The following is a 25,515-nucleotide window of genomic DNA, read 5'->3' on the forward strand; positions in this document are numbered from 1 at the left end:
GCCAACCTTATTCATTATGACAGCAAATGATACATCTGTAAAGTCAGTTTATGATGTTGAGCTAACGCAGACGATGAACGGAATGGTAGGGTACCAGGCTGTACGACAGGCTGACGGCAGGATCATTGATTTCCGGCTGACGCTAATCAACGAGGTGGCACTGGCTACCTGGAATCGCCCCCTGTCGGCAATGATTGGTCAGTTGGCTAGCCAGTTATTTCCCAAATCTGAGGCTGAATACCTTATCCAGCTCTACAGTCTGGTGGTGGAATCGGGGCGGCCTGTTCGGTTCGACATGGATTGCCGCTGGCAACTGGACGGTAGCCTGCATCAGTATGATATGCTGGCCGCAAAATCAGACGACGGTGTGTTGCTCACCTGCCGCGAGGTTGGGTTTGTTGGGCGGGCCGTTCAGGATGGGCGACAGCACATCCAGTTTATCGACACCCTGCTCGAGACGGTGACCTGCGGTGTGGTAGTGGGTCAGGCTATCCGGGACGACAGCGGGCAGATCGACGATATCCTGATTGTGGCTGTAAACCAGGTTGCCGCCACCATGGCGGGCTATACTGCCACAGATATGGCGGGACAGCGTTACGGCAAACTGTATCCGGGCATTTACGAAACAGACGTCTTTGCCAGCTACGCCAAAACCATCGACACGGGTGAGCCGCAATATCTCGAACTATATTACGGCCTTGATGGCCTTGATTGCTGGGCTATTATTCAAACCCAAAAGCTGAACGACGGACTAATTATCAGCTGGACTGATATAACCGAGCGCAAGCACGCCGAACTACTCATTCAACAACAGGCTGAACAGTATAAAACGGTGCTGGACAACGCCCTGACATCAATTCTGATGCTGGAGGCAATACGTGATGAGCAGGGTTGCATCACAGATTTTCGGGTGGTGCTGGTGAACCGGGCTATGATACAGCAGGCGGGCCTGCCCGAAGCCGATATCACTAATAATCTGTTAACTAGTGTGGTTCCCGGCGTAATTAGTTCCGGTGTGTTTGCCCGGTATGTGGCGGTGACCGAAACGCAGGTAGCACAGCAGTTTGAGGTGCACTACACCGCCGATGGTTATGATGTCTGGATGTTGGGGGCCGTATCGGCCTACGGCGACGGGGTGGTGGTTTCCTATACCGACATCAGTTTGCAGAAGGAGGCCGAACTAAAAGCTCGTCAGCAGGCCGACTTGCTGGAAAGCATTCAGCACACGTCGCTAATGGGCATTGCTGCCTACCAGGCTATCCGCAACGAGGCCGGTGCCATTATCGACGTCAAGCCAGTGTTCCGTAATGAAGCATCGATAGCCATGACCCGCGCCCCGGCTAACGAGGCAACGCAGAAGCCGCTGTCTGAACTGTTACCTTCGGTGAAAAAAACAGCGTTGCTGGAACGCTATGCCCGCGTGATTGATACGGGACAAGCCGAGCAGTTTGAGCATTACCATAACAATAATGGCTACGAAGCCTGGTACGAAATTGCGGCTCAGCCCTGGGGCGACGGTATCCTGGTTAACGTATTGGAAGTGAGTCGGTTAAGACTGTATGAACGTGAAAGAATACAACAGGGGGCATTGCTGCAGCAGGTTATTGATAATACGCAGGCGGGCCTGATGCTGGCCCGGCCCATACGCAATAAGCAGGGGCAAATCACTGATTTCAGGTACGTGCTAACCAACGAATACAACGCCCGTATCACTGGTATTTCGGTCGAGAAACTAACGGGCGGACTGATGCGTGACTTGTTTCCGGGTTGGCATCTGTCCGATATGTTTGGGCAGTATGTACAGGTGGTAGAAACCGGAGAGCCCCTGCGCCTCACGTTCCCGTTCGATTCGCATGGCATCAAAGGCTGGTTTGAAGGGTCGTTTAGCTGCGTAGACGGCTGTATCCTGTATACCTACATCGACGTAACGGCCCTGAAAGAAGCCGAATTGGCTCAGCAACAATATGCCGATCTGCTGGAACGGGTGATGAACACCACGCCAACGGCCATTGTGGTGCAGGAAAGCGTCCGCAACGACGCCGGAGAGATTGTTGACTTCCGAATGACCCAGCTTAATCAGGTAGCGGCTGATCTGTTACAGAATCCGATTGATAAAATACGGTTCCGGCGGGTGTCGACCTATTTTCCGGGGGCGCTGGAAATGCCTATTTTCCAGCAGTACAAGGACGTGGTCAATACCGGCAAGCCCGCGCGGGTAGAAGTGCCACTCAACGGCCGCTGGTACGATTTTTCGCTGGCTCGCTTTGGCGATGGGCTGGTGGTGGCCGCGCGGGATATGACCGACATCTATCAATACCGGCGGGAACTGGAAGTGGCTAACTATGAACTCAAACGCTCGAACGAAAACCTGCAGTCGTTTGCCTACGTAGCCAGTCATGATTTGCAGGAACCATTACGCAAAATCACCTCCTTTGCCAACATCCTGAACACACAGTATGCCGGGCAGTTTGTGCCCGAAGTGACCGATATCATCCGGCGCATGAACGGTGCCGCCGAACGCATGCGCCAATTGATTGAGGATTTGCTGACCTATTCGCAGGTCGATTCGCGACATGATCCGTTCAAGTCGGTTAACCTGGCCAAACTAATCGACGCTGTCCGGGAAGACGATCTGTGGGCGGCTATCTACCAAAGTAAAGCGCAGTTTGAACTGATCAATCTGCCAACGCTGAAAGCTGACCCGTTGCAGATGCGGCAGCTTTTCCAGAATCTGCTCTCAAACGCCATCAAGTTCTGCCCAAAAGGCGTGGTGCCCTTCATTCGGGTTAGCAGCCGTATTGTTGACCGGGCGGCCATACCACCAGCGTTACTGCAACCCGCCAAAAGCACGCCCGACATGTTCTACGAAATAGCCATTTCAGATAATGGCATTGGCTTCGACGAAAAGCAGACGGAACGTATTTTTCAGATTTTCCAGCGGCTACATGGCCGCAGTGCCTATGTCGGTTCAGGCATTGGCCTCGCCATTTGCCAGAAAATTGTAGCGCGGCATAACGGCGCCATCGCCGTAAGCAGCCAACCCGGTCAGGGCAGTACCTTTACCGTATACCTGCCGGTATACTGAGTGGAGGGGTAGCTACCCCTCCACTCAGTATACCCTCGCCAGTACGTATGCTTTCAATGTTTGGGGGCGGGTGGCGGGGTTAAGAAACTGGGCCGATAGCTGACTGACGCGGTAGTAGGGAAAAGAGGCTATTCGCCTGACGTTGAAGCCTTTGTTGGCTAAGGAGTCGGCATAAACAGCCGTAGTAAACACATGAACCGGGGCGGTTTGGGTAAGCCGCCGCAGGGTAGAATCCTGGTAGACGTACTGCGTAGGGTGCCGGGTGTAGTACTCGTATGTCCACGAACTTTCGCCGAAAGTCTGAAAACCGTAGAGGTATGTTGTGCCTGTCCAGTCGGGGCGGGCGTTGGTGTATTGGGCGGCCACCATCCCGGCCTGATACCGCATCACCGACGGGTAGAAAAACAGGTTAATCAATCCCCCAATCAATACCATCAGCCCCACCATCCGGCCCATCAGCACGGTGAGCAACGCGCTGGCTTTGTCGGCAACTTCGTTGACGTTATCACTCCGCCAGAAGACGATGACCGTGCCCAGCGTCAGCACCAAAATCCAGACCAAACCCGTTGTGAGGCGTTCGGGTTGATACCACACAAAGACGCCCGTAACGAAGGTCAGAATCAGCCCTGCCATGATTGTCTGAGCGATGGTCCAGCCATGTAACGCCTTATCTGTCAAGGTGGTAAGGTAGTGAGCAGCCAGCACGGCATAGAAGGGAAAGACGATGTTGAGGTAGTGCGGCAACTGAAACCGCGACGCCGAAAACAGGACAAATAAGGTCAGCCCTGCCCCCAGCGACACGTATTCGGGCAGGGCCGGGGCGTCCCGGTTATTGCGTCGAATAAGGCCCATAATGGCCCGGCCCACGGCGGCGTAGGCCAGAAATGCCCAGGGTAACAGTGCCCACAGCAGCGTGTGCGTGAAAAACAACGGATCGCCGTTGCCGCGCAGGGGGCCGTTGTTCAGAAACCGGCCCACCTGACTGTCCCAAAAGAAAAACCGCACCCCCGACGTGCCCGTTTTGCCATAAATGACCTTTTCCGGGTGCAGGTCGAATTGCTGGTAGAGGGCATATAATTCGGGGGTAATAAACAGCAGCGTCAACAGTATCGCCAGCAACCAGCGGACATGAAAAAGACCCCGCCAATGCCCTGTCAGCAAGGCGTTTATAACCAGTCCGGCTCCAACGGTGGCGATGGGCACCACCGGCCCTTTGGTCATCATGGCGCAGGCCGTCAGTGCTGAGCCCGCCACCAGATGCAACCAATGGCTACGGGGAATCATCCTTAGAGACGCATGCTCATTCCGTTCGCCCTGTTGCCACACCTTCGTGAAATGAAACGCCGGTCCGATGATGAACAGGGTCAGAAACGGCTCGGCCCGCACGTCGGTGTTGGAAAGGATCACGTGGTAGGCCGTGCCGAAGATCAGCATAGCCAGCTGCGCTACTGTTCGACTGTAATTCAGGCGGGCAAAGTGGTACGTATACCACAGGCTTCCGCTGAAACACAGCAGCGCGGGCAGCTTATACGCCGCCGTTGCCGCAGTGGGTGAGCCAAAGCCAAATAACTTCATAAACAGTACGTTAAGCAGAAACGGCAGCCGCGGCTTGTCCAGAAAATCCAGTCCACACGAATACAGATTCAGGTAATCGCCGGTGAGGTACATTTGCTTGGCCACGGTAGCGTACAACCCGTTGTCGGGTTCCATAATGGGCAGGCAAAGGGCCGTGAAATTGATAGCGACGACCAGCGCAAGCAACGTATAAAATAGGCGATTAGAGAACATAAGGGCAAAACTAGTCAATAGTCGGCTGATGACTATTGACTACCTTCTTACGACTATATTTACCCCATGCAGACTGCCAAACTCCTTATAGTAGACGACGACGCCGATGTGTTGCTGGCGGCCAAATTGCTGCTGAAACGCCACGTTGGGCAGGTCGATATTGAAAAGAACCCCGACAAACTGCCGTTTTTGCTGGGTCAGACCCGTTACGACGCCATCCTGCTCGACATGAATTTCACGCGCGATGTGAGTTCGGGCAAGGAAGGCTTCGACTGGCTCGACCGCATCCTGGATGCCGACCCCACCACCCGCGTGGTGTTGTTTACAGCCTACGGCGACGTGGAGATGGCGGTGCGGGCCATCAAAGCCGGGGCCAGCGATTTTGTGCTGAAACCCTGGGAGAATGATAAGCTCGTAGAGGTCATCAAAACGGCCATTGAGGGCAAACAAGCGGGAAGTGAAACTTCGTCTTCGGGCCAGAAAGGCACATCACCGCCCACGGTCATTGCCCAAAGCGCGGCCATGCGGCAGATACTTGACACCATCGAACGTGTAGCCCCTACGGATGCCAACATCCTGTTGCTGGGCGAGAATGGCACCGGTAAAGATGTGTTGGCCCGCGAGATTCACCGCCTTTCCAACCGCCGCGACAAGCCTTTTGTCTGTGCCGACCTAGGTGCGTTGCCCGACAGCCTCTTTGAAAGTGAACTCTTTGGTCACGTCAAAGGCGCCTTTACCGACGCCCGCGACGACCGCGCCGGACGGTTTGAAGAAGCGAACAGTGGCACTATTTTTCTCGACGAAATTGGCAACGTCGGGCTGGCGCAGCAGGCCCGCTTGCTGACGGTGCTACAACAGCGGCAGGTGACGCGCGTGGGCAGCAACAAACCCCGCTCTATCGACGTGCGGCTGGTGTGCGCCACCAACGCCGACCTCAACGCCCGCGTGGCCGACCGATCGTTCCGGCAGGATTTGCTTTACCGGGTCAACACCATCGAACTGCACATTCCACCCCTCCGCGACCGTCCCGACGACATTGGCCCTCTGGCCGAGCATTTTTTGCGCATCTACCGCAAGCAATACAACCGCGCCGTGGGTCAGGTCAGCCCCGACCTGGTAAAGCACCTGAAGCAATACCACTGGCCGGGCAACGTCCGCGAACTGCAACACGCCATTGAGCGCGCCGTGATTCTGGCGCGTGGTCCCGTACTCACGCCCGACGATTTTTTCTTTGGTTCCTCTCCTGCGTCCATGCAGGGCACCGGAGGCCTGCCCGGCGGCGACACCATGCAACTCGAAGATGTGGAGCGCCGCCTCATTCAGCAGGCTATGCAAAAACACGGCGGCAACATTACCGACGTGGCCCGACAACTTGGCCTTTCGCGGCAGGCATTGTACAGGAGGATGGAGAAATATGGGATGTGAAGAAGGGGAAGGTCCGCCGCCGCGGTGAGGTTTACACCAGCCAACTTTTTTCACATCCTACGTAGGGGTACGCGCCCGTCTGGCTGTCATAGGTGCGACACAAACTCCGCAACGACCTGACAGCGACCCGCCCATCTGTGCAGACCAACCCGGACGATAGCCTGATTGGTGCCATCCGCCTCGGCAACGAAGCGGTGTTTGAGGGTATCTTTCGCCAGCATTACGCCCCGCTTTGCCGCTACGCCCTGCCTATTCTACACGATACCGATGAGGCCGAAGAAGTAGTGCAAACCGTGTTTCTGGCTATCTGGGAATGCCGAGAAACGCTGCTGATTACCAGTTCATTAAAGGCCTATCTGTACCGGGCTGTACACAACCGCTGCTTGAACCGGCTCGACCAGCAAAAGACGCAGGCGGCCCACCGCGAACGGGCCGCCACGGAACTCTACGCCGATGTACCCAGCCCCACGCAGGGGATCATCGCCGACGAATTGAACACGCGCCTTCAACACGCTATTGGGCAACTACCCGAACAGTGCCGACGGGCATTTGAACTGAGCCGCTTCGACGAATTATCGTACAAAGAAATTGCTGACCAGTTGGGCATTGCTCTTAAAACAGTCGAAAATCAGATTGGCAAAGCACTCCGTATCCTGCGCACCGAATTGAGCGACTATCTACCACTTCTATGTCTGCTGGCCGGGGAGGCCATCTGCTAATGGCAACTGAACCGCAATTCCCCATCGACGATGCCCTGCTGGGTAAGTACCTGGCGGGCGAAGCCTCTGAGACCGAGGCCGACCAGGTACGTCGCTGGCTGACCGACGCCGACAACCAACGCGAGTTTGACCGGTTTGCCCGCCTTTGGCAAGCCGCGGCCCGCCGACCCCTCGACGATGGTATCGACACCGACGCTGCCTGGCAACGCGTTCGGTCGCAACTGCAACGCCCTGCTGCCAACGTACCTACGCCCGCTTCTGTAAAACCGGTTCTCCAGCTCCCGATACCGGCACGTACCTGGCTGGGGCGTTATGGCCGGGTGGCGGCGGTGGTGTTACTAGGCGGGTTTGGGTTGTTGCTATGGCGCGTGGTGCAGCCCGGTACGTCGTCCCAGTCACTAGCGATGTTATTGGCCACAACCACGACCGCTACCCGCCAACTGACCCTGCCCGACGGCTCACGCATTACGCTCAACCGCAACAGCCAACTTACGTACCCCACCGCCTTCGCCGACAGCAGCCGCGACGTGACGCTGATGGGCGAGGCTTTTTTTGAGGTGGCGCATGATGCCAGGCATCCGTTCCGGGTGCAGGCCGGGCAAACCATTGTGCGGGTGCTGGGTACATCGTTTGGGGTGCGGGTCGTGGGCGATAGCGTGCGGGTGGCCGTTCGGTCGGGGCGGGTGCGGGTAAGTGCCCCGCGAGAAGCGGTCGTGCTGGAAGCCGATCAGCAGGCAACGTACCTGGCGAAGGGTGACACCCTGCGCCGCGTACGCCCCCTCGATAAAAATAACCTGGCCTACCTGACGGGTCGACTGACTTTCGCTAACGAATCGCTGGCTGCGGTGGTGCAGACGTTGCGCGAAACCTACGGCGCCGACATTCGCCTCTCGACCGTTGGCCTGCGTCGTTGTCGGCTCAGTGCCGAATTCGACCATGAACCACTTGATACGGTGCTGCCCGTGGTGGCCGAAACCTTGTCGTTGCGCCTCCGCCGCGACGGTGCCGCGTGGGTATTGGTGGGGGAGGGGTGTGAATAGGGGTAAACACCATGTCGACTGTCATAGGGTTAAAACCACGACGGAGATGACTGCATTTCGTACCATTCTATTAGTTATTGGCTTGCTAGTCAGTGTATTATCGGAAGCCCAAACGCGCCCGCCTCTTGAACGGCTTATTTCGCTCAACCTGCGCAACGAGTCGCTGGAACAGGCACTGACGGCCATTAGTCGGGCGGGGCAGTTTAGCTTTTCATACAATCCGACCTTGCTGACCCAACGCCCGCCCGTGACGCTCCGGGTTGTCAACCGGCCCGTGCGCGAGGTCTTGGGGCAGTTGTTTGGCGGCAGTGTGCGCGTGCGGGTTCGGGGTAATCACGTGATTTTGCTTAAGGCCGACGAACCCGCCCAGCCGAAAGATTTTATCCTCGACGGCTACATAATCGACAGCGAAACCGCCGCCCGGATTGGGGCCGTAACGCTTTTTGAACGCACCTCGCTGCGGTCGGCAGTCTCGAATGGGTATGGCTATTACCGGCTTAAACTTCCGACGGTCCTGCCAACTATACGGCTGGAAGTGCGCCGCGAAACATACGTCAACCGGTCACTGACGGTCTCGACCCGCCGGACGCAGCCCCTCAATATTTACCTCACCCTCGCCGCCCGCCGTGTCGTTTTTGGCGATTCGGTCCCGCGCCTGCCACTCGTAGCCGATCAGCTTCCGGTACATACTGGGTCACTCACCGACACAACGCTGATCTCGTTGGCGGCCACGTACCCACTTATTTACCCATCCACCGACTCCGCCACCGTGGTAGTGCCGCCTTCGTTTCTGGCCCGTACCCGCCGCCGTATGGGCCGGTGGGCATTGTCGGCCAAGCAACTCATCACCGACATAAACCTTGACCGCGACACCCTCTACCGAACCTGGCAGGTGAGCTTTTTGCCGACCCTTGGCAGCAACCGCGCCCTTGACGGTCGCATCATCAACGACTATTCACTCAATATGCTGGTTGGCTATTCGCTGGGGGTGCGGAAACTGGAACTGGGCGGGCTGTACAACATCGTGCGGCAGGATGTGCAGGGCGTGCAACTGTCGGGCTTTGGCAACCTGGTTGGGGGCAACACGCGTGGTGTGCAACTGGCCGGCTTCCTGAATACAAACCAGGGCAACGTGGACCCCCTGCAAGCGGCAGGTTTTCTGAACCTTGTGGGCGGCAACGTGCGGGGCGTGCAACTGGCGGGTTTCCTGAACGTGGTCCGGCGCAACGTGGTGGGTATGCAGGCGGCAGGATTTACCAACATAGCGCCGGGCGATATGGCAGGTGTGCAACTCGCGGGCTTCAGTAACCACATAGCGGGTACGTTGCGCGGCTGGCAGGTCAGCGGGTTTCTCAACTATGCCGATACGGTGGCGCGTGGGGGGCAGCTGGGGTTCATTAACGTAGCCAACGTCTCGAAACGGGTGCCGATTGGCTTTTTTAGCTACGTGAAGCAGGGCGGCTACCGCGACCTGAGCCTATCGGCCAACGAGGTGACGACGCTGAACGTCAGCTTCCGCACGGGCGTGCAGCGGTTCTACAACATCTTCACGGCGGGCCTTAACCCGGCCACCAACGTCTGGAGTTTCGGCTATGGCCTGGGCACCCGCACCACCGAATTTCGGGGCTGGTCGCTGGCGCTGGAGGGGTTTGTGCATCAGCTTAACCGGGTGAACGAACCCGTGGCCGAAGAAAACCGGCTGCTGCGCCTTTCGCCACTGCTGACCAGGCAACTCGCCGGGCGCTTGTCCTTCTCTGTTGGCCCGACGCTCAACGCTTACCACCCCACCAACCGCGACCGCAATGCCCTGCGCGGCATCACCCTCCCCGCCCTGCTCGTCTCCTCCGACCCGCCCGCCAACTCCCGCACCCAATGGACCGGCTGGCTCGGCTGGCAAGGTAACCTGGCCGTTCGGTTGTGATTGGGGCGAGTTAACGCTATTCGTGATAGCAAGTGGGGACGTAGTGGTTGCCCAACGGGATCCGTGAGTTGCATGTAGGTTAAGGAGTAGCCTCAGTAGTCTTTCGGTCGCTACGCGACCGAAAGACTACTCGTGTAGGGATTAGACATATGACCACGCCACTCACTATGACTCATTCGAACACGGATGAATCACCTTTTCACCCTTCTTACGTCGATGCAACCTGACAGCCGCTTTCGCCATCTACGCTAAAAAACAGTATGCTTAAAAAAGGCCTCTACCTGCTTGTTGCCGTCCTCGCCGTGCTGATCGGCCTGTACCCCGCCGCCTATGTCCTGACCGACATGAAACAGGGTTTCCTTGGCTCGAAACCCGCTGCGTTGACTGCCAACACGTTCTGGAACGTGGGTTTCTACACGCACATCGGTTTTGGCGGGGGGGCGCTTTTGACCGGCTGGTTGCAATTCAACAAACGGCTGCTGCGCCGCAAGCCCCTTTGGCACCGGCGCATCGGCAACGTCTACGTCGTGTCGGTGTTGCTTAGTGCCATCGCTGGCATCGGTATTGGCGTCTTTGCTACGGGCGGACTCATCCCGGCCACCGGCTTCGTGAGTTTGGGCGTGATCTGGTTCACCACCACATTTCTTGCCTACATACGCATCCGCCAACGCCGAGTTGAAGCCCACCAACAGTTGATGGTATACAGTTACGCCGCAACGTTCGCCGGGGTAACGCTCCGCCTGCAACTGCCCCTTCTCATCATGCTCTTCGGCGGTTTCGCCCCGGCCTACGCCCTCGTCGCCTGGTCATGCTGGTTGCCAAATCTGGTTGTGGCGTGGTGGTTGATTCAATCAGGAATACTATCGCCAAGCTTATCAGCTTCGCACGCAGACGTACCTGCGCATCAATAGGGGTTCCTGCCTTTCTACCTGTCATAGCGGCAAACTAACTGCACGCTATGTCTTCTTCCTTTCTGTCGGCTCTGCTTGTGAGCCTGTTGCTGTCGGTGTCTGCCTGGGGGCAGGCGGGGTTTACGCAAACCATTCGCGGGTCGGTGGTGGATCAGGCGGTGCAAACGCCCATTCCGGGGGCCACCCTGGTGCTGCTGAGTGCCAACCCCGTGCGAGGCACCATGACCGAAGCCGACGGATCGTTTCGGCTGACGAACGTACCCGTGGGGCGGCAGACGCTCAAAATATCGTTTGTGGGGTATAAAGAGGCCCTGCTTGCCAATGTCGTGGTCGATGCGGGCAAAGAACTCGTCCTCACCATCGCCCTGGAAGAAACCGTGGGGCAGTTGGCCGAGGTGGTGGTGCGCCCCACGCTCGAAAAAGACAAGCCCATTAACGAACTCTCGACAGTGTCGGCGCGGACGTTTTCGGTCGAGGAGACACAACGGTTCGCCGCCGCCGTTAACGATCCCGCCCGCATGGCCACCGCCTACGCCGGGGTGGTTGGGGCCAACGACGGCAACAACATGATCGTGATCCGGGGCAACACGCCCAACGGGCTGCTGTGGCGCATGGAGGGCGTTGAGATTCCCAATCCCAACCACTTCGGCGGGGTGGGCATGGCGTCGGGCGGTATCTCCATCCTGAGTGCCCAACTGCTCGCCAATTCCGATTTTTTGACCGGGGCCTTCGCCGCCGAATACGGCAACGCGCTGTCGGGTGTGTTTGATCTGCGGCTGCGGCGGGGCAACAACCAAAAGGCCGAACGTACCCTGCAGGCGGGTGTGCTGGGCCTTGACGTGTCGGCGGAGGGGCCGTTCAAAAAGGGCTACAAAGGGTCGTATCTGTTCAACTACCGCTACTCCACGCTGTCGCTGCTCAGCAAGGCGGGGCTGGACGTGGGGCCGGGGCAGACCAACTTTCAGGACCTGTCGTTCAACGTCTATCTGCCCACCAACCGACTGGGTACGTTCACGCTCTTTGGTTTCGGCGGGCTGAGCACCCAAAATGTCGATGCCAAGCGCGACTCGACCACCTGGACCGGCGAGTTTGACCGCTACGATCAGCGCTACACCGCCAACACCGGCGCGGCGGGCCTCACCCACGCCCTCAACATCGGCCCGCGAACTTACCTAAAAACGGTGGCCCTGCTGTCGGGCTACGAAAATCGGTCGCGCACCGATTGGCTGTTGCCTACCTACGCACCAGCGTTGCGGGCGGAAGAGGGCTACGTGATCCGCAAAGGCATTTTGTCGACTACGCTCACCCACAAACTCAATGCCCAACACACGTTTCGGGCAGGGCTGATTGGCACGCAGATCGGCTATGAACTGGCCCGCAACGCCTGGGATGCCGAGCAACGGCGGCTCGTGCGGACGGTCAACGTCGCCAACCAACGTACCAGTACTCTACAGGCTTTCGCGCAGTGGAACTACCGCCCTACCGAAGCCCTAACCCTCAACGCCGGATTGCACTACCTGCGGCTTGCCCTCAACGGCACCGCTGCCCTCGAACCGCGCGCCTCGGTGCGGTGGGCGTTTGGCGCGGGGCAGGCCCTCAGCTTCGGCTACGGTCTACACAGCCAAACGCAAAACCCCGCCACGCTCTTTGCCAGCCGCCCGGTCGGCGATGTACCCAGAGCGGACGTGCCCACACCACGAACCAATCAATCACTGGGGTTCACGCGGGCGCACCACTTCGTGCTGGCCTACGACCGCCGCCTCACCGACTACCTTCGCCTGAAAGTCGAGAGCTATTATCAGTCGTTGTTCAACATCCCCATCGCTGCCGACACGACCTCGTCGTTTGCGCTCATCAATGACACCGACGGGTTCTATTCATTCCCGTTGGTCAGCACGGGCCGGGGCCGCAATTATGGGCTGGAATTGACGCTGGAGCGGTTTCTGCACAACGGTGTCTACTTCCTGCTGTCGTCGTCGCTCTACCGGTCGGAGTACCAAGGGTCCGACCAAATCTGGCGCCGCAGCCGCTTCGACGGGGGCCACGCCACGAGCTTTTTGGCGGGCAAAGAGTTTGTGTTAAATGGGCGTAACACGCTGGGGATCAACATCAAGCTGACATATACTGGTGGTTTTCGTCAAACGCCCATCGACGTACCCACGTCGCGGCAGCGGGGCGAAACGATCCGAATCGATAACCTGGCTTACACCAACAAACTACCCGATTACTTCCGCACCGACATTCGATTTAGCTGGAAAAAGAACCGTCCCCGTAGCACCCGTACCTTCTCACTCGACGTCCAGAACATAACGAACCGCCAAAACGTATTCGGCAACTGGTTCGATCCACAGACCGGTAATACCCGCACGTATTACCAAACGGGTTTGTTGCCTGTGTTGAGTTATAGAGTAGCGTTTTGAGATGTGACGTGGTTGATTTATTGGACAGGATTAAAGGGATTTAAGGGATGAACAGGATGCCCTCTTTACCTTGGAGCAAACTCAAAATCCCGTCAATCCTGCATCAATCCCGCGCGGCGACCGCCGAAATCCTCTCCAATAAATCAACCACGCCACACCTCAAATCACGGTTAAGAAAACCAATGCCTTGTAATGTTCTGAATCTGGCGCGAAGTTCGGGGGAGAAATCGACGACCGTTCGGTTCCTGTACTGTATTGATGAATCGATTTGCGATAGGTATTGTCGTGCGCATCGGTGGACTGTTCCTGCTGGTCGGGCTAGCCACGTACCTGTGGCTGATGCGGCAGGGGCTGATAACCCGCAGCACCATTGTGCCCACCCTCACTATGCCGTTACTGATCGTGACAGGGCTCTTCCTGCTTTGGCTGGTAACGAACCTCTACCAGTACGTAACGGGTATCAACCGCAAGCTCACGTTCTTTCTGGAGTCGGTGCGATACTCCGATTTTGCCATCACCTTCAACGCCAACAACAAGCTGGGGCCGTCGTTTGCGCAGGTCAACCAGCAGTTTAACGAGGTGCTGGAGGCGTTTCGGCAGGCGCGGGCCGAGAAGGAAGCCAACCTCCAGTACCTCAACACCATTGTGCAGCACGTAAGCGTAGGGTTGCTGGCTTTTGATGCTTCCGGGCAGGTGGAACTGGTCAATCAGGCGGCGTTGAAACTGCTCAACACCTACCGGCTGCGGATGTTGTCGGACCTCGAAGCGCTGCACCCCGACTTGCCCGGTCGGCTGACGGGGCCGGGGCGGCAGGCGGCCTTTGCCTACGCCGCCGGGCAGGGTAATGACCTCGCCATCCGCACCACCGACGTGCGGTTGCGGGGGCGGCTGGTCACGCTGGCGTCGCTGCAAAACATTCGGTCGGAATTGCAGCAAAAGGAGGTCGATGCGTGGCAGAACCTGACCAAAGTACTGCGCCACGAGATCATGAATTCGGTCACGCCACTGGTATCGCTGACGGGTACGATGCAGACCATTCTGGAACACGACATTGCCGAAAACATGCCGACAGACGGCCCCAATGCCCCTGTATTGACTGAAGCCGTGGGCGACCTGCGCGACGCACTGGCTACCATTGCGCAGCGCGGCGAGGGGATTATGCGTTTTGTAGATGCCTACCGCCACTTTACCACCATCCCCGCGCCGCGCTTGGCCGACGTGCCCGTGTCGGCCCTGATGCAGCGCGTAGCCGCCCTGGTCCGCCCCACGTTCGACGAGCAAAACATTGACCTGCGCGTGACCCTGCCCGACGCCCTGCGTACGATCCGTGCCGACGAAGCGCAGGTAGAAATGATCCTGTTGAATCTGCTGAAAAATGCCCGCGAAGCTGTAGAGCGCACACCGAATCCGGTCATTCACTTCGAGGCCCTGCCCGATGCGGCCCGCCTCACAATCCGCGTGGCTGATAACGGTCCCGGCATCGAACCCGAAGCCCTGGAGCAGATTTTCATCCCATTTTTTACCACCAAAAAATCGGGTTCTGGCATCGGCCTTAGCCTCTCGCGCCAGATGATGCAGCAACAGGGTGGCCAACTCACCGTTGATACCACCGTAGGTCAGGGCACCGCGTTTTGTTTGACGTTCTAGTTCTCCAGCCGGGTCGGCCTTATAAAAGAGATTGTGTTCTGGGCCAGCACATCGGGCTGCCGTTGTTTTTGCTTAATGTTGTTTGACTTGCCGCTTATATTAGCCAGATTCGGGTACTCCCGGCATATCTATGGCATCTGCTACTCTAGAAGCTACCCGTCCTGCCCCGTCGGTCTTGCCTGCAAGGGCCTGGCTGGTGGTGGCGTTGCTGTGCGTGGTGGGATGCCTGAACTACCTCGACCGCATCATGATTACCACCATGCGGATAAGCATCCTGGCCGATATGCCCATGACCGACGCCCAGTTTGGTTTGCTGACGTCGGTGTTTTTGTGGGTGTATGGTCTGCTCAGCCCCCTGGCGGGGTTTATGGCCGACCGCTTCAGCCGGAGCCGCGTCATTGTGGGTAGCCTGTTCGTGTGGTCGGTGGTGACGTGGCTCACGGCTCACGCCACTACGTTTCCCCAGTTGCTGGCCACGCGCGCGCTCATGGGCATCAGCGAAGCGGGCTACATCCCCGCCGCCCTCGCCCTCATCGCCGACTACCACCGGGGTCATACCCGGTCGCTGGCCACGGGCATCCACATGGCGGGTATCATGGCGGGGCAAAGCCTGGGTTTCCTGGGTGGCTACATAGCCGACAACTGGCACTGGAACACGGCCTTCTCTACGCTGGGTAGCCTGGGTGTAGGCTATGCCGTTTTGCTGGCCCTGCTGCTCCGCGACGCTCCCCGCCAATCGACATTACCTGCAACCAAAACAGCATCAGCAGAGGGTAAAATACACTTCGTAGCTGCCCTAAAGAACCTTTTTCGCCGACCAGCGTTCTGGTTGGCACTGGGTTTTTGGGGACTGCTGGGCGTGGCTAACTGGCTGGTGCTGGGTTGGTTACCGACGTATTTCAGAGAGCAGTTTACGCTCTCGCAAACCCAGGCTGGTATCTACAGCACGGCTTACTTTCATGCCGCCGCCCTTGTTGGCGTATTGATCGGCGGTTTTTGGGCCGACCGCTGGAGCCAAACCAACGTGCGGGGGCGGATGCTGGTGCCGGCCATCGGTTTCTGCCTTGCCGCCCCGGCCATTTTTCTGGGCAGCAGTACAACCGTGCTGGCGGTGGCTGTGGCGGGATTCATGGTCTACGCCCTCACGCGCACCTTCGCCGATGCCAACATGATGCCTATTCTCTGCCAAATCACTGACCCGCGTTACCGAGCCACGGGCTACGGCATACTGAACCTGTTTAGCTGCGTGGTGGGTGGCCTGGGCATCTACGCCGGGGGCATCCTGCGCGACGGCCATGTAAACCTGAGCCTGCTTTTCCGCCTGGCATCCATATTATTGATCCTCTGCGCCGCCCTTGTATACGCCATCAAACCCGAAAAAGTGGACCGCAGATTTTTATGATTAAGCTGATCGACACGGCTTTTTTGGACAGGATTATCAGGATTTCAGGATGAACAGGATTTTCTTTTTACTTCCGAACAAATTGGTAGAGCAAACTTAGAATCCTGTCAATCCTGAAATCCTGATAATCCTGTCCAAAAAAAGCCGTGTCGATCAGCTTAATCATAAAAATCTGCGGTCTATTTTACCTCTTCTCTATGTATCCTACTCGACGTACTTTTTTTCAGCAGTTAGCGCTGGCCGGTGGGGCTTTTTCGGCGTCCAGCCTGTTTGCGCAGGCCCACGCCGCGGCCTGGTTGGAGGCTGACACGCGCCTGGCCCACCTGACCCCGCAGCAGGTGGCTGTCGACGAAGATTACTGGCATTTGATTCAGCAGGCCTACCCCGCATCGTCGTCTAATATTCTGATTCTCAACAACGGCGGGGTGTCGCCCGCGCCGCTGGTGGTGCAACAGGCCCTGGATCGCTACAACGCCATGATCAATCAGGGGCCTTCGTATTATATGTGGCGGCTGCTGGACCAGGGGCGCGAAGCCCTGCGCGACAAACTGGCCTTGCTGGCGGGCACGTCGGCGGAGGAGATTGCCATTAACCGCAACGCCACCGAGGCCCTGCTGACGGTGATTTACGGACTGAACCTGAAGCGCGGCGACGAAGTTATTGGCACCCTGCAGGACTACCCCAACGTGGTGCAGGCGTGGCGGCAGCGGGCGGGGCGGGAGGGCGTCATCTACAAACAGCTCAATTTCACGTTCCCCATCGAAGACGACGACGTCATTGTGCGGGAATACGAAAAGGCCATTACGCCCGCCACCAAAATCATCCACGTTACCCACGTGATCAACTGGATGGGGCAGATCATGCCGGTGCAGAAGATTTGCCAGATGGCCAAAAAACGAGGCATCGAGGTGCTGGTGGATGGGGCGCATTCGTTTGGTTTACTGGATTTTACGATCCCGTCGCTGGGCTGCGATTACTTCGGTACCAGCCTCCACAAATTCCTGTCGGCACCCGTGGGTACGGGCATGCTCTGGGTCAGGCGCGAGAAGATTGCGGGCATCTGGCCCCTGTTCTGCAACAGCAAACCCCAGGGCGACGATATCCGGAAGTTCGAGACCATCGGTACACGCAGTTTCGCCATTGAACAGGCCATTGGTGAGGCGGTGAATGTGCATAATGCCATTGGCACGAAGCGCAAAGAAGAGCGGGTACGTTACCTGAAAAACTACTGGGCCGAACGCGTACAAAAGCTGCCCGGTGTGCGGTTGCACACGTCATTGAAAGCGCCGTTCTCCTGCGGTATCTGTGGAGTCAGCATCGACGGTATGACCATCCCCGAATTTGAAGGGCAACTGTTTGGTAAATACAAAATCAACACGTCGCCCACCACCTGGGAAAACATCAGTTGCGTTCGCATCACGCCCCACGTCTACACGTCCCCCGCCGACCTCGACCGGCTGGTAACGGCCATTACGCAGATTGCTGATAAGCGAAAGTAGGAGGGGAGGCGTGGGTACTAGGTTGTTTTTCTGCGAGGAGCTACCCCGCCCCCGGCCCCTCCCCTTAAACAAGGGGAGGGGAGACGAGTTGACAAACTCTTCAGCAATAAGGCAAACCTAGTGCGCTTCTTAATCTTGGTAAGGCTCCCCTCCCCTTGTTTAAGGGGAGGGGCTGGGGGCGGGGTAAGACTCGCCGGAACAAAAACGAGTCAATAACAAATACATCCACATGCCCTTCAGGATCAACATACTACAGACAAGCTACCTGCTGCTCCTGACAGGTGTGATTGGCTGCACTGCGGCTCTGAAGTTTACTAAAACAGGAACACAACCAGGCCAAACCGCCCCTGCCGACACGGCCAAAACCCGGTTCGGCGGCGGTGATTTCGATGAGCACATCCGCAAAAGCGACCCGCGCAGCCCCGAAGCCGAACGGGCCGGGTTTGTGCTGCCACCTGGGTTCGAAATCAACCTGTTTGCCTCAGAACCACTCATCGGTAAGCCGCTGAATATAAGCTTCGATGCCAGAGGGCGGATGTGGATTACGCAGTCGGGGGAGTACCCGTTTGCGGCCAAAGCAGGTAAGGGTACCGACCGGATTCTGATCCTGGAAGACCGCAACCACGACGGGCGGGCCGATTCGGTCACCACCGTGCTCGATACGCTGAACATTCCCATTGGGCTGCTGCCCACCCACGACGGACTGCTGGCTTTCAGTATTCCCAACCTGTACCGCTTCACCGACACCAACGGCGACGATAAACCAGACCAAAGCCGGCGGTTGCTGGGACCGTTTGGCTACACCGATACCCACGGCATGGTCAACCACCTCACGCGGGGTTTCGACGGCTGGATTCAGGCGTGTCATGGGTTCACGAACCTGTCGAAAGTGCCGGGCAATGATGGCGACACGGCCAAGCTGGAGTCGGGTAGCACGTTCCGTTTCCGACCGGATGGCAGCCGGGCCGAACTCGTAAGCAAAGGCCGGGTGAATCCGTTCGGGCTGGTCTACGACAACTGGGGTTATCTGTATTCCCCCGACAGCCACTCGTCGCCGCTGACGCAGTTGATCCGGGGGGCGGAATACCAGCATTTCGGGCGTATTTCGGAAGGCATCGGCTTTGCCCCGGCCATGAAACCCCACGAACACGAAGCCACGGCCCTGGCCGGCATCGCCCTGCCGTCGAGTCCGTTTTTCCCCGAAGCCTACCGCAGGAGCTTTTACGTTGGCGACGTAGTGAAGTGTCGAATTTACCGTAACTCGTTCACGTTCAACGGTTCATCGCCGGTGGCGAAGAACGAGGGCGAACTCCTGCGCAGCGATGACTCCTGGTTTCGCCCGGTCGATATCGTGGAGGGGCCGGACGGTGCCCTGTACGTGGCCGACTTCTACAACCGCATTATTGGCCATTATGAAGTGCCGCTCGACAACCCCGGCCGCGACCGGCAGCGGGGCCGCATCTGGCGCATTACCTACAAAGGGAAAACCGACAAACTCGGCTACACCGACTGGACGAAGGCTGCTGTGCCTGAGTTGATTAATGCGCTGGCGAAAGGCAATATGCCCGTCAGGATGCTGGTTATGGATCAACTCGTCAATCGAATTGGTCAACCGGCGGCGGAACCGTTGCGGGCTGTTCTGGCCAAAAAAAGTACACCGCCCGATCAGTACGTGCATAGCCTGTGGGTATTGAATCAGCTTCATGCATTGCCCAGGGCGCAGTTGTTGAGTGCGTTACGTCACAAACAGGCCGTTATTCGCACCCACGCCATGCGGGTATTGCATGAATCGCCGGAACAGTCGGATACCCTGCTGGCGGAGGCCCGGCGCGGACTTTCCGACTCGAATCCGCACGTTCGGCGGGCAGCGGTCGAGGCCCTGACCGACTACCCTAATCTGGAAACCGTACGGGCACTGCTCAACGTCCAGGCCGGCAAGTCTATGCCTGGCAAGTCCATGCCGGGCAAATCCATGCCGGGCGTCGACTCGCTGGATACTCACCTGACCTATACGTTGCAGCTGGCGCTACGAACCTTACTCCGCAACAAACCGCTGGGTTGGGAGGTAGCTGCAGCAAGCTGGACCACCACCCAACAACTGGCGCTGGCCAGACCCATGAGTGGAGTAGCTGAGGAATATGCCGGGCAGTTTTTGTTCCAGGCTGTAAAGATGCTGCCCCTGAGCAAAGCCGATGAACTGACGTACCTCGGCCATGCCGCCCGGTTCCTCACCGCCGCTGAACGCGATGCGCTGGTGCAGTTTGTGCGCGACAAATACGCTGCCGACAACAGCGCGCAGTTCACCCTGTTCAAGAGTGTTCAGCAGGCCATCAAAAAGCAGGGGTCGGTGACCAATGAATCGGTAAAACGGTGGGCGGTATTGTTGGCTAATGCGCTGCTGGACGGGCCACGGTCTGACTGGACGTTTCGGCTGGCGGAACCCGTTTACCTGAAAGACAACCCCATCTTTTTCAGTCCGCCGCCGCAAACGATGGGTTTTGCCAAAGATCAGAAATTCTTCGGTTTTGATCTGGGGGGTTACAAAGGCGTGGTGAAGTCGCCCATATTCATGGTTCCTAAGCAACTGTCATTCAGCGTAATACAGTTGAACTCGTTATTAGGAAAAGGCCCTAAACACCTGGTGCGGCTGGTATCGGCCACCGACACAACTCATCAACTGGCCTGCGCGGAATTCGACAAGTCCGACGATTACCGCGCCGATCAGGTGGTCTGGGATCTGTCGGCCCACGAGGGCGAACCGGTGCGGCTGGAAATCGTCGATCAGTCATCGGGCATCATCCGGTTGAGCAACGTACAGCGGCTGTCCACGCCGCTATTACCCACGGTCAGCCCTAAGGAAATTGACGAGCAGAAACGGTTTGCCTTAGAGTTAATAGGCGAGTATGGCATTACTGTCCTGGAGCCTACCCTGCAAGCGACCCTGTCTGATACATCACTGCCTTACTATCTCCGGCTGGCGGCTGCCAAATCGCTGATGAAGCTGGCTCCTGTTCGTTACGCCCGGCTTCTGGGCGGCTACATCGAAGACGAGCACTACCCGGTCAACTTTCGCACCGAACTGGCCACCGTCCTGGGTGATTCGCCCCGCCCGGAGATTCAGGCCGTGATGGAGTCGGCGCTGAAACGGACCAAAGGTGAAGTGCAAATGGAGTTGCTCAAGTCGCTGGCGAGTTCGGCAATGGGCAAAGACCTGATCATGGCGCAGGTGCATACGGGCACGTTATACACCCGTGTGCTGGTGCAACCCGGTATCCAGGACCGACTGCTGCTGAACATCAGCAAACCGCAAAAGGAGCAATACGATAGGCTTACGGCCAACCTGTCGCCGATTGACGAGGCCCGCGAAAAGCTGATTACGAGTCGACTAAGCTCGTTTACGCTGCTGAGTGGCGTGGCCGACAATGGCCGACAACTGTTTGCGACGCATTGCGCCACCTGCCACCAGATTAACAAAGAAGGCGGACTGATCGGCCCCCAACTCGACGGTATTGGTAGCTGGGGCAGCAAAGCACTGGCGACCAAAATTCTGGACCCCAACCGCAACATGTCGGAGGCGTTTCGGATGTATACCATCAAGCTCAAATCGGGTGGCGTCCGTACGGCCCTGTTCCGCCGCGACGATGCCCAGTCGATCACCTACGCCGACGTGACGGGGACCGAATTTGTGGTGCCGCGCCACGACATCGCCGAGGTGCAGCCCTCCCGCCATACGCTCATGCCCGATCAGTTCGGGACGGTGCTGGCCGAAAAGGAATTCAACGATTTGCTTAGCTATCTGCTGACCGTGAAATGAATAACCAGCACTATAGAACGCGGATTTTTACGATCATTATGATTAGTTAAGATTCTGTTTATCAATATTTTAAATCGTAATAATCATAAAAATCTGCCCGGGCCGCCGGTGCGGGTCTATATTACCTATATCCTCATGAAAATAATCCTCCTCCTTTTCATCCTGCTCACCACGGCTGATACCCGGTCCCCGCGTGAGGTGCGGTTTACGCGGCATTTTGTGGCGGCAGAAAGCTACGAATCAGTGGGGGTTATCGACGTGAATAAAGACGGCAAACCCGATCTGGTGTCGGGTGATTTCTGGTACGAGAATAGTGCGGACCGCGCCAACTCATTTCGGAGGCGGAAGCTCATTGGCAACCAGAAACGATACAACCAGTACTACGACGATTTCTCCACGATACCCCTTGACGTGGATGGCGACGGTGACCTCGACGTGGTGACGGGGGGTTACTGGGGCGGTACGCTGCGGTGGCTGGAAAACATTGGCGCGGCGGTTAACGAAACTTGGCCGGTACATGACATCGCTTCTGTGGGTAACACCGAAACTACCCGCGCCTATGACGTAGATGGCGACGGCAAACCGGAGATTGTGCCCAACAACCCCGGCAAACCGCTGAGCTATTTTGTGCTGGAAAAACCCAATACGTTTCGGCGGGTAAACGTGGCGCCCACGCAGGGGCATGGCCTGGGTTTCGGCGATGTTAACGGCGATGGCCGGGGCGATTTTGTCATGGCCAAAGGATGGCTGGAAAACATGGGCAACGAGCGTTGGGCACTACGCGACGAATTTGATTTTGGTACGGCCAGTGTGCCCATCATCGTCACCGACCTCACCGGCGACAAGCTACCCGACCTGATTGTGGGGCAGGCGCACGGCTATGGCCTGCACTGGTACGAACAAAAGCTGGACAGGGCCACCCAAACCCGCACCTGGACAAAGCACGTTATCGACGAGAAAAGCGCGCAATACCATACCCTAGAGTGGGCCGACATCGACGGCGACAAACGCCCCGACCTCATCACCGGCAAGCGATTCCGCGCTCATAACGACAGTGACCCCGGCAGCTACGATGCCGTAGGGTTGTACTATTTCACCTGGAACGGCCACGAATTCACCCGCCACACCATTGCCTACGGACCACCCGGCGTGGGCAAAGGCACCGGCATTTTTTTCGCCCTCCACGACCTGCGCAATACCGGTCGCCTCGACATCATCGTGGCCGGAAAAGATGGATTAGTCGTGTTTTTCAATGAAGGTTAGTTGAATTGGGAGCTGGGGCTTCGCGCTGTGGTGGCTTCGCGCTTGGTGCCCTTCGACAGGCTCAGGGTGACAGGGACATTGAATCAGATTCTTGACTTGATTCAATGTCCCTGTCACCCTGAGCCTGTCGAAGGGCACCAAGCGCGAAGCCACACATGACAGCAACACGCTTACTCGCCACTTTACTTCACTCCCAGTTCAACTGTGACCAAACCCAGCGGCTGTTTGCTGCCGTGCTCTACCAGGATTTCGTTCCAGCCATCGCGGATGAGCGAGACAGGCAGTTGGCAGATGTGGCCGATATGGTCTTTGGTGAGGTGCGTATAGGGGCCGCAGGGGAACAGCAGTTCGTCGGAGCGGGTGAACAGCGTTTCGGGCCAGGAGCCGTTGACTGATACCGATGCCCCCTCAAACCGACTACCGGCTTTTAGCACCAGTTGCACCAGCAGCACCAGCCCCTGGTCGGTGGGTTCGGCGCACATGACCGTTTTGAACGCGTATTGGCCCTTTCGCTCCAGCACCACGGGCAGTTGGGCGGGCGTTTCAAACGGGGTAATGCTCTGCGACGTGCCGTTCATGCCGAAGGCATACTGCTTGGGTTGACCGCGCAATTGGTCAAGCTGATGCATCTTGCCCAGGGCCGTGTAGTCGGCGCGCAGGCCGGGTAGGCGGGGTTGGTCGGTGACAAAGAAGTTGAACCACTCAATGCCCCCGGCACCCAACACCAGGCTGCTAACGGCGCTGCCCCGCATCAGCTCCAGACTGGCGGCGGTGTCGCGTAGGCCTTTCGTTCGCTTTCCCTTTTTGTCGAAGACCGGTAGGGAGTTAGGGGACCCTTCAATAACCCCGTATATGGCTACGCGGTCGCCCAGTTCCCGGCGGAGGGCATCATGGGGCATGTCCCAGGTGGTGCAGAAAAAACCGGTGGGGCAAACCAGGTCGATAGTGCCTTCGCGGCAGAGGGCGGCCACGTCCAGACCAATGTGTTTGAGCATGGCCAGCCGACCGGGGATGCGCAGGCTAAGCGGGTAGGGGCGACCCGTTTTCTGGGCTTGCCGCTCCGTGAGTGCCCGTATTTCCCGAATCCAGTCGGAGATCATGGCGGTGGTTTCGGCGGAGGCCCCCGGTTCGCAGCAGAGGGGTTGCCGCCACCAGTCGAGTTCAATGCCCTCGAAATCGTAGTCCTCCACCACCTCCCGAATCTGCTCGAACATCTGCCGACGGACCTCCGGCTTTTCGTAGTTCAGCCCCTGCCGGTACAGCCAGTTCTGATCGCCATACGAACTGCACTCCAGCCGCATGTCCTTCTGCTTCAGCAGTGGCAGGTTAAAAAAGCTGCCCTCAAAATTGTTGCAGCCGTGCAGGTCGTTCATCCGGATGCTCACCCAGGGCGACACCCCCCGCCGTCGGCAGGCTTTGGCGGTCTCGGCCAGCCAGTCCACGCCCGCGTCGAGCAGGTCCTGGTAGCTGTTCATGAACGGCACGAAATGGTCGAGAAAGTCTTCAATGGCGGCGGGTTTGGTGATGCCCTGACAGATGGCATGACCCCGGAAAAAGCTGCGGTCGCCGCGTTTGTAGCCGTCAAGAATACTCGGAATCGTTTTGCTGGGGTACCAGGCCCGCGAGGCGTTGGCGTTGATAACAAACGTATCCACACCATTGTCGGCCAGCACGTCGACATAGCGGTGGATGGCTTTGGCCGAAAAAGGCCCTCCCTGTAGCGTGGGCCTGGTATTGAGCTTTCCCGTCCGGGGATTTTTTACGGTCTTCAGTGAGAAGTCTTCCGGTTGCCAGAGTTCGGGGTTGTAAAAATAAACGCAGGTATCACCGTTGAAGAGATTACGGTTACGGGTCAAAACAGAATTTGGGGCGGGGGGCAGCGGTACCTCCGGCGAGGCTATCGGCCGCGGCGTTATGTGCGTAAAGCTGGGTGCTAACATAGCCCCTGCTACCGAATCTTTCAGAAAATTACGTCTACTCGTAGGTTTGGGGGTGTGCATATATGCTGCCAGCCAATGCGATTTGGTCAGTGTATGGAAAACTAACGATTAGGCACGACTAATGAAAAACGGATGCTACTCCGTCTTGCTTTCGGTCTATTTTGGTGCGACTTTTGTAGTCCTTCTTCGTAACCCATGACGTCGTCAACGCTTTCTTACCGCTCTTTGCTCCTGTTTCTGACGGGGCTGCTGCTGTTTGTTAACGGCGGAGGGGCCTCGGTCTGGCAGTCGAACGTAGCTGTGGCACAGGCTGTTGCGGCTAAGAAAGCCCACAAGTCAGCGGAGGGTAAGTCTGACGTGATCGTAAAAGCTGCTTCGTTTGAAGCGGTTGTCGCGCCCGGCCATTCATTCGATTTTTCACACGTAGCCTACCTGCTACCCGCGCCTATCTGGCGCTTTCTGAACCTGTCGCGGCCCATTCTGCGCCGCCAGTTTGAGGTTCCTTATTTCTATTTCTCGTACCTCAGGCACGTCTTCGGGCACTTCATTGCCCCGAATGCACCATAGGGAGTTTAAAGTTTAATGTCTAAGGTTCAATGTTGCTTCGCGCGCGTACTGGCTGACGCGAAGCAACATTGAAC

At 57.6% G+C, this 25,515-nt stretch carries 15 protein-coding genes; 13 read left to right on the top strand and 2 right to left on the bottom strand.

All coding sequences use genetic code 11. The features are described 5' to 3' along the window. Positions 1-16 precede the first annotated feature (16 nt). A complete protein-coding gene (locus J2I47_RS02240; RefSeq protein ID WP_207362916.1) occupies positions 17-3,085 on the top strand; it encodes a PAS domain-containing protein in 3,069 nt (1,022 codons plus the stop codon). Between the two features lie 24 nt (positions 3,086-3,109). On the opposite strand, the gene J2I47_RS02245 is transcribed toward J2I47_RS02240, so the two are convergent. Beyond that, positions 3,110-4,873 carry an ArnT family glycosyltransferase gene (locus J2I47_RS02245; protein ID WP_207362917.1) on the bottom strand — a complete coding sequence of 588 codons (1,764 nt, stop codon included), beginning with the start codon at positions 4,871-4,873 and terminating at the stop codon, positions 3,110-3,112. Positions 4,874-4,939: 66 nt separating this feature from the next. On the opposite strand from J2I47_RS02245, the gene J2I47_RS02250 reads away from it, so the two are divergent. From J2I47_RS02250 to J2I47_RS02300, 11 genes are all read left to right on the top strand, one after another. Further along, complete coding sequence (locus tag J2I47_RS02250; RefSeq protein ID WP_207362918.1) at positions 4,940-6,298, top strand: sigma-54-dependent transcriptional regulator; 1,359 nt, start codon at positions 4,940-4,942, stop codon at positions 6,296-6,298. 92 nt (positions 6,299-6,390) lie between these two features. Continuing rightward, on the top strand, positions 6,391-7,017 hold the full coding sequence (locus J2I47_RS02255) for an RNA polymerase sigma-70 factor (protein WP_310587609.1): 627 nt from the start codon (positions 6,391-6,393) through the stop codon (positions 7,015-7,017). Continuing rightward, entirely contained in the window at positions 7,017-8,057 is a 1,041-nt protein-coding gene (locus J2I47_RS02260; RefSeq protein WP_207362919.1) for a FecR family protein, read from the top strand. The genes J2I47_RS02255 and J2I47_RS02260 overlap by 1 nt, the downstream gene beginning before the upstream one ends. A 46-nt stretch (positions 8,058-8,103) precedes the next feature. Next, positions 8,104-9,978, top strand: a complete 1,875-nt coding sequence (locus J2I47_RS02265) for an STN domain-containing protein (RefSeq protein WP_207362920.1) — start codon at positions 8,104-8,106, stop codon at positions 9,976-9,978. A gap of 260 nt (positions 9,979-10,238) precedes the next feature. Beyond that, complete coding sequence (locus tag J2I47_RS02270) at positions 10,239-10,889, top strand: DUF2306 domain-containing protein (RefSeq protein ID WP_207362921.1); 651 nt, start codon at positions 10,239-10,241, stop codon at positions 10,887-10,889. A 47-nt stretch (positions 10,890-10,936) separates the two neighbouring features. After that, positions 10,937-13,309: a TonB-dependent receptor gene (locus J2I47_RS02275; RefSeq protein WP_207362922.1), complete on the top strand. Its 2,373-nt coding sequence runs from the start codon at positions 10,937-10,939 to the stop codon at positions 13,307-13,309. A gap of 258 nt (positions 13,310-13,567) precedes the next feature. Then, entirely contained in the window at positions 13,568-14,956 is a 1,389-nt protein-coding gene (locus tag J2I47_RS02280) for a sensor histidine kinase (RefSeq protein WP_207362923.1), read from the top strand. Positions 14,957-15,086: 130 nt separating this feature from the next. Beyond that, positions 15,087-16,358, top strand: coding sequence for an MFS transporter (locus tag J2I47_RS02285; RefSeq protein ID WP_207362924.1), 1,272 nt, complete (start codon positions 15,087-15,089; stop codon positions 16,356-16,358). A gap of 197 nt (positions 16,359-16,555) precedes the next feature. After that, positions 16,556-17,857 carry an aminotransferase class V-fold PLP-dependent enzyme gene (locus J2I47_RS02290; RefSeq protein WP_207362925.1) on the top strand — a complete coding sequence of 434 codons (1,302 nt, stop codon included), beginning with the start codon at positions 16,556-16,558 and terminating at the stop codon, positions 17,855-17,857. A 229-nt stretch (positions 17,858-18,086) separates the two neighbouring features. Next, the gene (locus tag J2I47_RS02295) at positions 18,087-21,671 is read left to right on the top strand and encodes a PVC-type heme-binding CxxCH protein (RefSeq protein WP_207362926.1); all 3,585 of its coding nucleotides are present in this window, start codon (positions 18,087-18,089) and stop codon (positions 21,669-21,671) included. A 135-nt stretch (positions 21,672-21,806) separates the two neighbouring features. Continuing rightward, the gene (locus J2I47_RS02300) at positions 21,807-22,934 is read left to right on the top strand and encodes an FG-GAP repeat domain-containing protein (RefSeq protein WP_207362927.1); all 1,128 of its coding nucleotides are present in this window, start codon (positions 21,807-21,809) and stop codon (positions 22,932-22,934) included. Between the two features lie 182 nt (positions 22,935-23,116). On the opposite strand, the gene J2I47_RS02305 is transcribed toward J2I47_RS02300, so the two are convergent. Beyond that, positions 23,117-24,790, bottom strand: a complete 1,674-nt coding sequence (locus J2I47_RS02305; protein WP_229374208.1) for an alpha-amylase family protein — start codon at positions 24,788-24,790, stop codon at positions 23,117-23,119. A 279-nt stretch (positions 24,791-25,069) separates the two neighbouring features. Between J2I47_RS02305 and J2I47_RS02310 the strand changes: the two genes are divergently transcribed. Next, positions 25,070-25,441 carry a hypothetical protein gene (locus J2I47_RS02310; protein ID WP_229374209.1) on the top strand — a complete coding sequence of 124 codons (372 nt, stop codon included), beginning with the start codon at positions 25,070-25,072 and terminating at the stop codon, positions 25,439-25,441. Positions 25,442-25,515 lie beyond the last annotated feature (74 nt).

The sequence above is a fragment of the Fibrella rubiginis genome (genome assembly GCF_017353185.1).
GTDB classification, from domain to species: domain Bacteria; phylum Bacteroidota; class Bacteroidia; order Cytophagales; family Spirosomataceae; genus Fibrella; species Fibrella rubiginis.

Excerpts from the sequence above, each read along its gene's own strand:
- J2I47_RS02270 (WP_207362921.1), top strand. The coding sequence starts at position 10,239 with ATGCTTAAAAAAGGCCTCTACCTGCTTGTTGCCGTCCTCGCCGTGCTG.
- J2I47_RS02275 (WP_207362922.1), top strand. The coding sequence starts at position 10,937 with ATGTCTTCTTCCTTTCTGTCGGCTCTGCTTGTGAGCCTGTTGCTGTCG.
- J2I47_RS02285 (WP_207362924.1), top strand. The coding sequence starts at position 15,087 with ATGGCATCTGCTACTCTAGAAGCTACCCGTCCTGCCCCGTCGGTCTTG.
- J2I47_RS02240 (WP_207362916.1), top strand. The coding sequence starts at position 17 with ATGACAGCAAATGATACATCTGTAAAGTCAGTTTATGATGTTGAGCTA.
- J2I47_RS02310 (WP_229374209.1), top strand. The coding sequence starts at position 25,070 with ATGACGTCGTCAACGCTTTCTTACCGCTCTTTGCTCCTGTTTCTGACG.
- J2I47_RS02245 (WP_207362917.1), bottom strand. The coding sequence starts at position 4,873 with ATGTTCTCTAATCGCCTATTTTATACGTTGCTTGCGCTGGTCGTCGCT.
- J2I47_RS02260 (WP_207362919.1), top strand. The coding sequence starts at position 7,017 with ATGGCAACTGAACCGCAATTCCCCATCGACGATGCCCTGCTGGGTAAG.
- J2I47_RS02250 (WP_207362918.1), top strand. The coding sequence starts at position 4,940 with ATGCAGACTGCCAAACTCCTTATAGTAGACGACGACGCCGATGTGTTG.
- J2I47_RS02295 (WP_207362926.1), top strand. The coding sequence starts at position 18,087 with ATGCCCTTCAGGATCAACATACTACAGACAAGCTACCTGCTGCTCCTG.
- J2I47_RS02265 (WP_207362920.1), top strand. The coding sequence starts at position 8,104 with ATGACTGCATTTCGTACCATTCTATTAGTTATTGGCTTGCTAGTCAGT.
- J2I47_RS02300 (WP_207362927.1), top strand. The coding sequence starts at position 21,807 with ATGAAAATAATCCTCCTCCTTTTCATCCTGCTCACCACGGCTGATACC.
- J2I47_RS02280 (WP_207362923.1), top strand. The coding sequence starts at position 13,568 with ATGAATCGATTTGCGATAGGTATTGTCGTGCGCATCGGTGGACTGTTC.
- J2I47_RS02290 (WP_207362925.1), top strand. The coding sequence starts at position 16,556 with ATGTATCCTACTCGACGTACTTTTTTTCAGCAGTTAGCGCTGGCCGGT.